The 12,339-nt window shown below is 68.3% G+C and carries 12 protein-coding genes; 10 read left to right on the plus strand and 2 right to left on the minus strand.

All coding sequences use genetic code 11. The features are described 5' to 3' along the window. Positions 1-68 precede the first annotated feature (68 nt). From ybeY to ACFWUR_RS14835, 5 genes are all read left to right on the plus strand, one after another. A complete protein-coding gene (gene ybeY / locus ACFWUR_RS14815) occupies positions 69-617 on the plus strand; it encodes an rRNA maturation RNase YbeY (protein ID WP_378906951.1) in 549 nt (182 codons plus the stop codon). Continuing rightward, positions 614-1,984: a hemolysin family protein gene (locus tag ACFWUR_RS14820; RefSeq protein WP_378906953.1), complete on the plus strand. Its 1,371-nt coding sequence runs from the start codon at positions 614-616 to the stop codon at positions 1,982-1,984. Before ybeY ends, ACFWUR_RS14820 begins: the two co-directional genes overlap by 4 nt. Next, the gene (locus ACFWUR_RS14825; RefSeq protein ID WP_378906955.1) at positions 1,977-2,312 is read left to right on the plus strand and encodes a cytidine deaminase; all 336 of its coding nucleotides are present in this window, start codon (positions 1,977-1,979) and stop codon (positions 2,310-2,312) included. Before ACFWUR_RS14820 ends, ACFWUR_RS14825 begins: the two co-directional genes overlap by 8 nt. Further along, positions 2,305-3,216 carry a GTPase Era gene (gene era, locus ACFWUR_RS14830; RefSeq protein ID WP_378906957.1) on the plus strand — a complete coding sequence of 304 codons (912 nt, stop codon included), beginning with the start codon at positions 2,305-2,307 and terminating at the stop codon, positions 3,214-3,216. The genes ACFWUR_RS14825 and era overlap by 8 nt, the downstream gene beginning before the upstream one ends. 90 nt (positions 3,217-3,306) lie before the next feature. Beyond that, positions 3,307-6,147 carry a hypothetical protein gene (locus tag ACFWUR_RS14835; RefSeq protein ID WP_378906959.1) on the plus strand — a complete coding sequence of 947 codons (2,841 nt, stop codon included), beginning with the start codon at positions 3,307-3,309 and terminating at the stop codon, positions 6,145-6,147. 64 nt (positions 6,148-6,211) lie between these two features. Here ACFWUR_RS14835 and ACFWUR_RS14840 read toward each other — a convergent pair whose 3' ends face one another. Then, the gene (locus ACFWUR_RS14840) at positions 6,212-7,639 is read right to left on the minus strand and encodes an amidase (RefSeq protein WP_378906961.1); all 1,428 of its coding nucleotides are present in this window, start codon (positions 7,637-7,639) and stop codon (positions 6,212-6,214) included. Positions 7,640-7,781: 142 nt separating this feature from the next. Here ACFWUR_RS14840 and ACFWUR_RS14845 point away from each other — a divergent pair, with 142 nt between their 5' ends. From ACFWUR_RS14845 to ACFWUR_RS14865, 5 genes are all read left to right on the plus strand, one after another. Further along, complete coding sequence (locus ACFWUR_RS14845) at positions 7,782-8,648, plus strand: alpha/beta fold hydrolase (RefSeq protein ID WP_378906962.1); 867 nt, start codon at positions 7,782-7,784, stop codon at positions 8,646-8,648. Further along, positions 8,635-9,234 carry a TetR/AcrR family transcriptional regulator gene (locus tag ACFWUR_RS14850; RefSeq protein WP_378906964.1) on the plus strand — a complete coding sequence of 200 codons (600 nt, stop codon included), beginning with the start codon at positions 8,635-8,637 and terminating at the stop codon, positions 9,232-9,234. The genes ACFWUR_RS14845 and ACFWUR_RS14850 overlap by 14 nt, the downstream gene beginning before the upstream one ends. A gap of 47 nt (positions 9,235-9,281) precedes the next feature. Continuing rightward, positions 9,282-10,049 carry a DNA repair protein RecO gene (recO, locus tag ACFWUR_RS14855; protein WP_378906966.1) on the plus strand — a complete coding sequence of 256 codons (768 nt, stop codon included), beginning with the start codon at positions 9,282-9,284 and terminating at the stop codon, positions 10,047-10,049. A gap of 147 nt (positions 10,050-10,196) precedes the next feature. Then, the gene (locus ACFWUR_RS14860; RefSeq protein ID WP_378906968.1) at positions 10,197-11,012 is read left to right on the plus strand and encodes an isoprenyl transferase; all 816 of its coding nucleotides are present in this window, start codon (positions 10,197-10,199) and stop codon (positions 11,010-11,012) included. A 77-nt stretch (positions 11,013-11,089) separates the two neighbouring features. Then, positions 11,090-11,443 carry a YbjN domain-containing protein gene (locus ACFWUR_RS14865; RefSeq protein WP_378907471.1) on the plus strand — a complete coding sequence of 118 codons (354 nt, stop codon included), beginning with the start codon at positions 11,090-11,092 and terminating at the stop codon, positions 11,441-11,443. A 61-nt stretch (positions 11,444-11,504) separates the two neighbouring features. Here ACFWUR_RS14865 and ACFWUR_RS14870 read toward each other — a convergent pair whose 3' ends face one another. Beyond that, a complete protein-coding gene (locus ACFWUR_RS14870) occupies positions 11,505-12,257 on the minus strand; it encodes an LGFP repeat-containing protein (protein ID WP_378906970.1) in 753 nt (250 codons plus the stop codon). Positions 12,258-12,339: the final 82 nt, after the last annotated feature.

Below are 12,339 nucleotides of genomic sequence, written 5' to 3' on the forward strand. Positions count from 1 at the left end.
GCCGGACACGATCACGCTGGACCGATGCCGCTCCCGGCGGCATCGGGGCCAGACCGTACCCTGAACAGGTGAGCATCGAGATCGCCAACGAATCGGGTATGGACATTCCCGAAGAAGACCTGGTCAGCGTCGCACGTTTCGTGATCGCCCGGATGGATGTGCATCCGGCCGCCGAACTGTCGATGGTGCTCGTCGATCTCGACACGATGGCCGACCTGCACGTGCGCTGGATGGACCTACCCGGCCCCACCGACGTGATGTCGTTCCCGATGGACGAGCTCGAGCCCGGCGGTCGTCCCGACAGCCCGGAGCCCGGCCCGTCGATGCTCGGCGACATCGTGCTGTGCCCGGAGTTCGCGATGGGTCAGGCGCAGAAAGCCGACCATTCGCTCGACCACGAGTTGGCCCTGCTCACCGTGCACGGCGTGCTCCACCTGCTCGGCTACGACCATGCCGAGCCGGAGGAGGAGAAGGAGATGTTCGCGCTGCAGGGTCAGTTGCTCGAGGAGTGGTACGTGAGCCTGCGCGAGGAACAGCGTCGCGCGGAGTTGGCCGAGCGGGACGACCGACTACTCGGCAAGGCAGGGTTCACCGCGCCCGGTGAAGGCCCCGCGTGACCGCACTGACCCTGATCCCGCTGGCGATCCTGTTGATCGGCATCGGCGGGGTGTTCGCGGGCGTCGACTCGGCGCTGAACACGGTGTCGCGGGCCAGGCTCGACGACATGGTCCGCGAGGATCGTTCGGGCGCTGCCCGCTTGCGCAAGATCGTCGACGACCGTCCTCGCTATGTGAACCTTGTTGTCCTGCTGCGCATTCTGTGTGAGATCACCGCCACGGTGCTGCTGGCCGCGGCGACCTTGGAACTGTGGAACGAGAGCACGGCGCTGCTGGTCACCGCCGCGCTGATGGTCGTGGTCTCCTACGTCGTCATCGGCGTCGGCCCGCGAACTCTCGGCCGCCAGCACGCCTACTCGATCGCGCTCGCCGCCGCGGTACCGCTGCAGATCATCGGCGCGGTGCTCAGCCCGGTCAGCCGCCTGCTGATCCTGCTCGGCAACGCGATCACCCCCGGTAAGGGATTTCGCAACGGCCCCTTCGCTTCCGAGATCGAGCTGCGCGAGGTGGTCGACATGGCCCGCGAGCGCGGCGTGGTGGCCGACGACGAACGCCGGATGATCCAGTCGGTCTTCGAACTCGGCGACACCCCGGCCCGCGCGGTGATGGTGCCGCGCACCGAGATGGTGTGGATCGAGGACGACAAGACCGCCGCCCAGGCGATGTCGCTGGCCGTGCGTTCCGGCCATTCCCGGATCCCGGTGATCGGCGAGAACGTCGACGACGTACGCGGCGTGGTCTACCTGAAAGATCTTGTGCCCTACGCCGATCGCGCCCGCAAGGTCTCGGTGCGCGATGTCATGCGACCGGCGACCTTCGTCCCCGATTCCAAACCACTCGACGCACTGCTCGACGAGATGCAGCGCCGCCGCAACCACATGGCGCTGCTGATCGACGAATACGGCGGCATCGCGGGGCTGGTGACCATCGAGGATGTGCTCGAGGAGATCGTCGGCGAGATCGCCGACGAATACGACACCGACGAAACCCCGCCCGTCGAAGACCTCGGCGACGGCCGCTACCGCGTCTCGTCGCGGGTGTCGGTGGAAGACCTGGGGGAGCTGTACGGCCTCGACATCGAGGACGACGACGTCGACACGGTGGGCGGGCTGCTCGCGCACGAGCTGGGCCGCGTCCCGCTGCCCGGCTCCAAGGTGACTGTCTACGGGTTGGTGCTGCGCGGCGAGGGCGGCGCCGACGCGCGCGGGCGGATGCGGGTCAACACCGTGCTGGTACGTCGCGCCGCCGACAAAGCCGACAAGGCGGAGAAGAAGACCGACAAGTCCCGTAAGGGCACGACCGACGAGGCAACCGCCGACACCGACCAGGTGCGCGTGCCCGACGACAACGGAGAAGACCATGAGTGAACTGGACGCCGAGGACAACAAGCTACTGGTGCTGGCGCGTGGCGCGCTGGGCCGAACCGGCGGTGCGAGCGGCGCCGCGGTGCGCGACACCGACGGCCGCACCTACGCCGCGGGCGAGGTGACGCTGACCGCCCTGCGCCTGACCGCGTTGCAAGCCGCTGTGGCCGCCGCGATCTCGAGTGGTGCGCAGGGTTTCGAAGCGGCGGTCGTCGTCGCCGGTGATGCCGCCGACGCGGGTATCGACGCGGTGCGTGAGGTATCGCCCTCGGCCTCGATCGTTCGCACCGATCGCACCGGCGCGGTGCTGAGTGAGGTGCGCGGTGGCTGATTCCGCCAAGGTGTTCCACTCCGGCTTCGTCTGTTTCGTCGGCCGCCCCAACACCGGCAAATCGACGCTGACCAACGCTCTGGTCGGCACCAAGATCGCGATCACCTCCTCGCGCCCGCAGACCACCCGCCACACCATCCGGGGCATCGTGCACCGCGAGGACGCCCAGCTGATCCTGGTCGACACCCCCGGCCTGCACCGCCCGCGCACCCTGCTCGGACAGCGACTCAACGATCTGGTCCGCGACACCTATTCCGAGGTCGACCTGATCGCACTGTGCATCCCGGCCGACGAGAAGATCGGCCCCGGCGACCGCTGGATCGTCGAGCAGATCAAGATGATGGCGCCCAAGACCAAGATCCTCGGCGTGGTCACCAAGATCGACAAGGTGGGCCGCGACGAGATCGCCCACCAACTGATGGCACTGGTGAAGCTGCTCGGACCCGAATCCGAGGTGGTCCCGGTGTCCGCGGTGAAGGGCGAGCAGGTCGAGGTGCTCGTCGACGTGATCGCCTCGCTGATGCCCGAAGGCCCGGCGTTCTACCCCGACGGCGAGATCACCGACGAGCCCGAGGAAACCCTCATGGCCGAGCTGATCCGCGAGGCCGCGCTCGAGGGCGTGCGCGATGAACTGCCGCACTCGCTGGCCGTGGTCATCGACGACATCGAGCCCTACGAGGCGAACGAGGACATGCTGGAAGTGCATGCCCTGCTCTACGTCGAGCGGCCGAGCCAGAAGGCGATCATCATCGGCAAGAACGGCGCCCGCCTCAAGGAGGTCGGTACCAACGCCCGCAAGCAGATCGAGCATATTCTCGGCACGCGCATCTATCTGAACCTGCACGTGAAGGTCGCCAAGGATTGGCAGCGCGACCCGAAACAGCTGGGGAAGCTGGGCTTTTGACCGGTTGAGTGTCGGCGGTTCGGGGTATCGTTCGGCGAACACGCCGGTTCGTTCGGCGGGTTCGCTGATCGTCCGGGGGAGGCCGTGGAAGTGCCCGATACCAATGATGTGGGCAAGCTGCTGGAGCTGTTGCGGGCGCTGGAGATTCCCGACGCCCGCCCGCGCGTGCTGCGCACCCTGGTGCACGGGCGGCACGCGCTGCCACGTCCGATCGTCGAAGTGGTCGGGGTCTCCGGGCATACGGCGCTGGTCGCCGAAATCTACAGCTGGCTCAGCGAATCCGGCGGCAGACGGGCGACACCGCGCGCCAAGATCGACCTGCGCGCGCCCGACCTGCCGCGCACTCTGCTCACTCCCGACCTCAACGCGATCGACGCGGGCCCGCACGCCGATGATCAGGAGATCCCCGGTCACTGCCTGCCGATCGTCCAGCAGTTGGTGGCCGGTTTCGCCGCCGACGACACCGCGATGGGCGCGATCAAGTTCCCGCGCTACCGTACTGCCGACTGGCTGACCCGTCAGCGGGTGACCTCCGACGAGTCCGAGGCGCCCGACGAGTTGCGCCGTCGACTGCCCAAGCTGTTGCGCAGCGGTTCGCCGACCAGCCGCTCCGAAACCGCCGAAGGCGTTGCGGGCGACACGATTTCGCGGGTGGTCTTCGGTGTCTTGGCGCTGTGGCCGGTGCTGCGGTTGTGGCTGTGGGTGTCGGGGCGTATTCCCGGCATGTCCAAGGTGACGCGGTGGTTCCTGCATCAGCGCTACCTCGCACCCGAATTGTCGGGCAGCTTCCTGGGTTTCGCGTCGCGGCTCACGGCCTCGCATCGGGTGGACGAGAACGAGGAGCAGGTCGCCAAGCTGCTCATCCACGCGTTTCTGGAGGATCTGCGTGACGCCTACCGGCGCCGGATCTGGCGCCCGTCGAGCTGGCGTCGCACCGCCTATCCGGTGGCGTTGCTCGGTGGTCTCGCCGAGGGCAGCGACGGCGCGCGCATCCTCACCTGGATCAACGAAATACGGAACGAGACCGGTCTTTTCGACCCGCTGGTGGTCGTGGCCCTGCGTGTCGAAGGACCGAGCCGGGAGGTCGGCGAGCTCTCCCACATCAGCGATCTGCGCCCGCTGCGCACCCTGGAGAGCCTCGCCGACGCGCCGACCCCGCAACCGCCCGATCCGCTACAGGAGTGGGTGCGTGAGATCGACAACCGGCGCACGCACCGGCAGGCCGACGCCTGGTTTCTGCCGTTGCGCGCGATCCTGCCGCCCGATTCCACGCCGCGGGTCAACGATGCCCGATTCCGTGGTCTCGCACTGCCGCCCGCGCCACCGATGGCAGCGCGTAGCTGGGTCGTCGGGTTGTGCGTGCTGATCCCGATCGTGCTCGCCGTCGCCGCGACGCTGGTCTACTTCCCGCCGCTGCGGGGCGCGTCGTGTTCGCACTGGCCGTGGACCGGCGGCGTTTCGGTGAGTCTGCGAGACGGCGAGTGTATCGGCTACAGCGACAACGCCCGCCAGACTTTCGCCGATGACGCCGAGTTGTCGGCGATGCAGCGAGAAGTGTTCCGGCTCAACGCCGCCGCTGCTGAAGCCAGGCAAGACAACCCGAACCGGCCACTGGTCTCACTGGTGTATTTCGCCGGTCTGAGTTACGTCGACACCAATGTGCGCTATCCCCACGCTCAGGTCGAGGAACTGGCCGGGCTCGCGGTGCAGCAGCGTCGCGCGTTGCTGGCCTCCGATTCGTCGGAACCGTTGCTGCGCATCATTGTCGCCAATGGCGGCTCCGATATGCGCCATGCCGGCTGGGTGGTCGACAATCCGCTGCGCGAGCTGGTGGCCGACGACCCGAGCGTGCTCGGTGTCGTCGGGATCGATCGCAGCAACGACGAAACCCGCAGGGCCATCTCCCGTCTCGGTGAGCTCGGCGTCCCGGCGGTGGCGACGACACTGTCCGCCGACGGGCTCGATCAGGCATCGCCGCTGTATTTCCAAGCGGCACCGAGTAATTCGGTGCAGGCTCGGCTGATCGCCGATTACGTGCAGGGCGCTCGCGACCGCAGTGGGGCACCGCGCTACAACAAGGTGGCGGTCTACCATCCCGAAGTCGAAGGTGACCTGTATGTGACCACCCTGGTCGCGGATCTGCAGAAAGAGCTCACCGATCGTGGTGTGGCGCAGGAGAGTATGAGCTGGCGAGAACAGCAGCAGCTCTATCGTTTTCCCGCACCGTGTGAGACCGCAGGCTTCGACCGCCGCACGCTGCTGTTCTTCGCGGGCCGCAACGACGACTTCCCGACCTTCGCCAAGGCGGTGAGTCGCGGCTGTATCAGCGGCGCGGGCCCGGCGATTCTCGGCAACGACGCGGTGACAAGGCTGATCACCGATCCGAAAGCCACCGCCGCGCTGCCCGCCAACCTCACGGTGCGCTACGTGTCGAAGGCATCGCCGGTCATGCTCGGCGGCGCCGATTGTGTGAGCGGCACAGGCAGGCTCGGCGACCAGCCGGTGCCGTTCGAACACGAGCAGCTGTGCACCGAACTGGCCGGTTTGATCGAAGATCTCCGTGGCTATCCCGACCTCACCGACTATCGGCCCACCTGGGCAGGCGACCGCACGGGTCTGGCCTTCGATGTGAGCGGGCTGTTCCTTCAAGCTGTGCGCAGCAGCCGCGGTGTTCTCACCGACCTCCCCCCGAACCGGACCGCCATCGCGGTCCAATTGCGCGAGTCCGACTATCGCGGTGTCACCGGCACTCTCGGCTTCTCGACCAGCCGGGTCGCCGACGGCTCGTCGATCGCGGTGCTGGTCACCACCGCGGTCGGCGGCGCGGGCCCGCAACGCTGTCTGATGATGTTTCCTCGGCAAACCGGCCAGGACGGTTGTCCGCCGGGGACGAAGAGCGACCTCGAAGGGTGGACCGAACCGGGTCGGTGAGATTTCGGGCCGATCTTCGTTCGCGGGGGTCCGACCTACCGATAGACGAAGGCGTCTGGGCGGATCACCACCACGGCACCGGGCGGTGACGTGCCCACTGCAGCTCCGATTCCAGCTGGGCCGCAACCGAGATCAGTAGCGGCTCACTGTCGGCGATACCCATCAGCTGGGCGCCGATCGGTAGCCCGGATTCGGTGAAGCCCGCCGGTACGTTCACGCTCGGCCAGCCGAGGACATTCCACGGCCAGGTGTAGGGGCACGCGGCGGTGATCAGGCTGTTGGTCGCACCGACGCCGATGCCGTCGATCTGTTCCACCTGTGGGGCAGGGGTCGCTGTGGTCGGCGCCAGCACCAGGTCGTAGTCGTCGAAGAAAGATCCGATTCGCTGGTGCAGCAACGGTTCAGCGAGCCGTGCCGCGGCGAGCGCGGGTCCGCTGAGCACTCGGCCGATGCGCGCGTTGGCGGTGGTTCGCGGGTCGACCACGGCCTCGGGCATATCCCGGTGCACCCGGCTGATCCCCGCCAGCGAGCGCGGCAGGAAGGACGCGCCGATCATCAACCCGTAGTGCAGGTTCGTCACCGTGACGGTGTGGCCGAGCGCGCGCAGGGTGGCGGCCAGCGCGTGCACCGCCGCCGCGACCTGTGGATCGAGGGCCGTCTTGGTCGCGGTGTACGGAATGTTCAGGGAGAGAGCGATCCTGAGCTTGCCGGGATCGCGCCCGACGGCGGCGCTCGCATCGATCGGCGCGGGTGTGTGCCGGTCGCCGTCGTGCGGTCCGGCGGCGATATCGAGCAGCATCGCCGCGTCGCGCACGGTGCGCGCGAGCGGCCCGTTCACGGTGAGTCCGTTGAACGCCTCCGCCAGCGGCCAGGTGGAGATGCGCCCACGCTGCGGCTTGATCCCGACCAGGTTGGTCCACGCGGCCGGAATACGCACCGACCCCGCACCGTCGGAGCCCAGTGCGGCGGGAACCAATCCGGCCGCCACCGCCGCCGCCGACCCACCCGACGACCCGCCGGGCGTGCGCGTGCGATCCCACGGATTGCGGGTGTATCCGAACGCATCGCCACTGGTGAAGGGCAACTGTCCCAGCTCGCAGGTATTGGTCTTGCCCACGATCACCGCACCCGCCGCGCGCAATCGGCGCACCGATTCGGCGTCGTCGGTTTTCGGCGCGAACTGCCCGCCACATCCGAACGCGGTGATCTCACCGCTGATATCGGTGTCGTCCTTCACCGCGATCGGCACCCCGAGCAGCGGCAGCCGTACACCCGCGGCCAACCGCGCATCGGCCTCGGCAGCCTCCCGCAGCGCTGCCTCGCGCCGCACGACCCGAAACGCGTTGAGCGTCGGCTGCGACGCCTCGATCCGGTCGAGCGCGTCGGCGACGATCGCGACCGAGGACACGGTGCCCTCGGCGACGGCCGCGGACAATTCGGCGAGGCCGAGGTCGGCTGAGGATTGCGGCGCGACGTGGTCGGGCGCGGACATGAAAGCTCCGTCTCTGCAGGTGACTGGCTCGACCGTAACCCGAAGCTGGTCACCCGTCCACATCCCCTAGGGTGGGTATAGACATACATGCAGTATGTATGTAAAGGTGGGTGTGCCCAGCATTCGACCAGGGGAGGACCCCATGGGAATCAGCTCAGCACTCGGCCCGGCGCACGAGATCGCCCTGTCGTCCGGCCGCATCCGCTATCACGACACCGGCACCGGCTCGCCGGTCGTCTTCGTCCACGGACTGCTCGTCAACGCCGACATCTGGCGCGGGGTGGTGCCCGGCCTCGTCGCCGCCGGACACCGCTGCCTCGCACCCGACTGGCCACTGGGATCCCACACCCTCCCGATGCCCGACGCCGATCTCGGTCCCGTCGGCATCGCGGACCTGATCGCCGAATTCCTCGAGGCGCTCGACCTCACCGATGTCACCCTCGTCGCCAACGACACCGGCGGTGCGCTCACCCAGATCCTGATGACGCGTCGACCGGAACGCATAGGGCGCGTAGTGCTGGCCGCCGTGGACTGCTACGAAGTGTTCCCGCCCCGGCTTTTCGCGAATCTGCTGAAGGTGGCGAAAATCGCAGGCGCCATCCGCCCGCTGCTGGCACCGATGCGCTGGAAGTTCGTGCAGCGCATGCCCTTTGGCTTCGGCTGGGTCACCAAACACGAACTGCCACAAGACATCGCGCAGTCCTATCTGGGGCCGGCTCGGCGCAGCGCCGCCATCCGCGACGATCTACGCCGTTTCGCCGCCGGCGTGGACAACCGATTCACCATCGCCGCCGCCGAACGGTTCCCCACGGTCGAAGTGCCGGTGCTGGTTGTCTGGGCGACCGAGGACAAGTTGTTCCCGATGGCGCTGGCGCAACGACTGGTCGCCGACCTGCCGCGGGCGAGCCTGCGCACGGTCGATGATTCCTACACGTTCGTCCCCGAGGACCGGCCGGAGTTGCTCACCGAACTGATCGTGGAGTTCACTCGGCTGCATGCAGCGCCGTAGTCAGGAGGATCGTTCCCGCACCACCCGAGCCGCGCTCGAGCGGGCAGGCCGCAGCCTGTTCGCCGAGCGCGGCTTCGCCGGTACGTCGGCCGAGCAGCTGGTAGCCGCCGCCGGTGTCACCCGTGGCGCCCTGCACCACCACTACGGCGACAAGCGTGGACTGTTCCTCGCTGTCCTGGAACAGGTCGAGACCGAAGCCACCGCGGAGATCGCGAGCGCCGTCGCCGCTGTCGACCGCGCCGACGTCCTCGGTGGCATGACCGCGGGCCTGACCTGTTTCCTCGAACTCTGTGGCCGCCCGGAGATGGTGCGCATCGTGCTGATGGACGCCCCCACGGTGCTGGGCTGGCCCGCCTTCCGCGAATTCGAAGCCCGCCACGGCCTCGGCCTCATCACCGCCGAACTGCAACGTGCCACCGACGCCGGCCTGATCCCGGTCGCCCCCGTCGCGGTGCTCGCGCAGCTGTTGCTCAGCGCCATCACCGAAGCCTCACTCATCGTCGCCCACGCCGCCGATCCCGACCGCGCCCGCGCCGAAACGCAGCAATCGCTGCTGCTGCTCATCGCCGGCCTGCTGCGGACCTGATCCGTGTCCGTGGCAGCAGTGTCGGGCCCGCGTGCAAGACTGGGCGCGTGCGGTTGTATCGGGATGAGGCGGTGGTGGTCCGCCAGCACAAGCTGGGCGAGGCCGATCGCATCGTCACGCTCCTGACCAGGCAACACGGGCTCGTCCGGGCGGTGGCGAAAGGGGTGCGGCGCACCAAGTCGAAGTTCGGTGCGCGGCTCGAGCCGTTCTCCTACATCGACGTGCAGTTGCACCCGGGCCGCACGCTCGACATCGTCACCCAGGTCATCACCGTCGAGGCGTTCGCCGCCGACATCATCGACGACTACGGCCGCTACACCACCGCGTGCGCGATCCTCGAAACCGCTGAACGCCTCGCGGGCGAAGAACGCGCGCCCGCCCCGAAACTGCACGTCCTCACCGCGGGCGCGCTGCGCGCCATCGCCGCCAAGCAGCGCCCCCACGAACTGATCCTCGACGCATACCTGTTGCGCGCCATGGGTTTCGCCGGGTGGGCGCCCGCCCTCGACGAATGCGCGCGCTGCGCCACCCCCGGCCCGCACCGCGCCTTCCATGTGGCAGCGGGCGGCGCGGTCTGTGTGCACTGTCGCCCGCCGGGCGCGAGTACGCCTCTCACCGGAGTACTCGATCTGCTCCTCGCCCTGCTGAAGGGGGAGTGGGCCTACATCGACAGCGTCCCCGACAATGTCCGCCGTCAGGCCAGCGGTCTCGTCGCCGCCCACCTGCAGTGGCATCTGGAACGTCAGTTGCGCACGCTGCCGTTGATCGAGCGGTCGGGCGTCGGCGTCGAGCCGCGTTCCGTTGTCGCTGGGTGAGCGCGGCTCGTGGCCTCGGGGCGTAGACCACGCGGTAGCCGCACACTGATCCGGCATCAGGTCGAGATATCGACCGACGAGTCGAGAAGTGTGCGATGACGGCGTGGTCCCCACCACCGTCCGGGGTCGAAGTGCCGATCAGGCAGGATGGACGCCGTGATCCTGCGTCGTGACTCTTCTCCCGCGAGCAAGGACGGCACCCGCACCGTGCGCCCGCCGTCCCAGCATCCCTCCGGCGCGCGCCCGCCCGCGATCCCGCCGGAGCTCGTGCCCAACCACGTCGCCCTGGTGATGGACGGCAACGGTCGGTGGGCCCAGGAGCGGGGCCTGCCGCGCACCGCCGGTCACGAGCGCGGCGAGGCCGTGCTCATGGACTCCGTCGAAGGTTGCATCGAGATGGGCGTCAAGTGGCTCTCGGCCTACGCCTTCTCCACCGAGAACTGGCGACGCAGCCCCGACGAGGTGCGCTTCCTGATGGGCTTCAACCGCGACGTGATCCGCCGTCGTCGAGACGAGATGCACGAGATGGGTGTGCGGGTGCGCTGGGCCGGGCGCCGACCGCGCCTGTGGCGCAGTGTGATCAAGGAACTCGAGGTAGCCGAAGAGCTCACCCGCGACAACGACGTGATGACGCTGACCATGTGCGTCAACTACGGTGGTCGCGCCGAAATCGCCGACGCCGCAAGGGAAATCGCGCGTCGGGTGGCCGCCGGCGAGATCGACCCGGAGAAGGTCGACGAGGCCACCGTCGCGAAGTACCTCGACGAACCCGATATGCCCGACGTCGACCTGTTCCTTCGCCCCTCCGGCGAGTTCCGCAGCTCGAACTTCCTGATCTGGCAGGCCGCCTACGCCGAATTCGTCTACCAGGACACGCTTTTCCCCGACTTCGACCGGCGTAACCTGTGGGACGCGTGCCTGGAATACGCCAAGCGCGATCGCCGCTTCGGTGGCGCCAAATGAGTGACGACGGAGCCGACATGGACACCACGGTCACACCCGAAATCGACCTGCAGGCGCGCACCGGCGCTTGCCTGCAGATGCAGGACATCGACGTCCGCGTCGACGCGGACGGCTCGCTGGGCTTCGAATACGACGGTGCCCTGTGCTCGATCCGCGCCGTCACCCTCGCCCCCGGCCTCACCGTGCTGTCCCTGACCAGCGTTCTGGCCTGGGACCGCCCGCTGAAACCGCAGCTGCACAAGCGAGTTGCCGAACGCAACAACGAGATCCAGTTCGGTTCGATCACCCTGATCGCCCGCGGCAAACTGGGCGACATCATCCTGCGCTACACCTTCCCCGCCGAAGGGCTGGACGACGGGGCGCTCACCACGATGCTGTTGCTGGCTCTGTCCGGCGCGAGCCGATCCCGGCAGGGGCTGCTCGCGCCCTGACCGAGTCCTTGTGGCCGACCGCATGGCACCGTGGCGGCGACCAGCGCCGCCACCGCCGTACTCAGCGCTGCGGCTTCCAGGTGATCTTGCCGCCCTGGAAATCCTGGGCCTTGCCGCCCTGGTAGTCGTATTCGTCGCTGGTCGGGTAGCCGTAGCGGCCGCCCTCGGCGCCCGCGCGGATCCAGTCGGCCTGGATGCTGCCCCACACCGCGTGCGCGCCGGTCTTCGAGGTCCAGTAGATGGCGCCGGTCGGGAACATGGTGAACTGGCCGTCTCCCTTGCCGGTCGCGGAGACATCGGTGAGTGGGAAGCCCAGTGGGCTCGACTCCCAGCCCAGCGCGCCCCACTTGTCGAGGATCGGGCCGCTGATCTGATGCGCGCCGGTGCCGACGGACCAGTAGATCGAGCCCTTCTGGAAGTGGTTGTAACGACCGCCGCCCGACGGGGTGGACTGCTCGCGGGTGGTCGGGTAGCCGAGCTTGCCCGACTCGTTGCCCGTCGCGGCGAACTTGTCGCGGATCTGGCCCGCGACGGTGTTGGCGTTGGTGTCGGGGTGCCAGTAGATGGCCGCGTTGTTGGCGAAGGTCTGATACTTGCCACCGCCCGCCGCGTCGGCTTCCGGGGAGGTGGGCTCGCCCAGCGCCGGGCCGCCCGCCTGGTCGTATTCGGCCTCGATCGCGCCACCCACCTCGAATCCGCCGATCATCCGGGCCTGCGCGGTGCCCGTCATGGCCGCAGGCAGCGCGGCCGCGACGGTGACTGTCGCCAGCGCGGCCAGGCCGCGCGATCGAAGGGTTCGACGGTGAGATGTCACAGGAAACTCCCTGGTCGGATCGGTATTCAGCGATGTCCGGCGCTCGGGGCCCCCCTCCGGTGCCGCACCCGAACCTACCCGT

It is taken from the genome of Nocardia sp. NPDC058633 (assembly GCF_042717045.1).
Classification (GTDB): domain Bacteria; phylum Actinomycetota; class Actinomycetes; order Mycobacteriales; family Mycobacteriaceae; genus Nocardia.

What these genes read in the sequence shown, in the direction of transcription:
- ACFWUR_RS14825 (WP_378906955.1), top strand. Translation starts at nt 1,977, where the DNA reads ATGAGTGAACTGGACGCCGAGGACAACAAGCTACTGGTGCTGGCGCGT.
- ACFWUR_RS14840 (WP_378906961.1), bottom strand. Translation starts at nt 7,639, where the DNA reads ATGTCCGCGCCCGACCACGTCGCGCCGCAATCCTCAGCCGACCTCGGC.
- ACFWUR_RS14845 (WP_378906962.1), top strand. Translation starts at nt 7,782, where the DNA reads ATGGGAATCAGCTCAGCACTCGGCCCGGCGCACGAGATCGCCCTGTCG.
- ACFWUR_RS14850 (WP_378906964.1), top strand. Translation starts at nt 8,635, where the DNA reads ATGCAGCGCCGTAGTCAGGAGGATCGTTCCCGCACCACCCGAGCCGCG.
- ACFWUR_RS14860 (WP_378906968.1), top strand. Translation starts at nt 10,197, where the DNA reads ATGGACGCCGTGATCCTGCGTCGTGACTCTTCTCCCGCGAGCAAGGAC.
- ACFWUR_RS14865 (WP_378907471.1), top strand. Translation starts at nt 11,090, where the DNA reads ATGCAGGACATCGACGTCCGCGTCGACGCGGACGGCTCGCTGGGCTTC.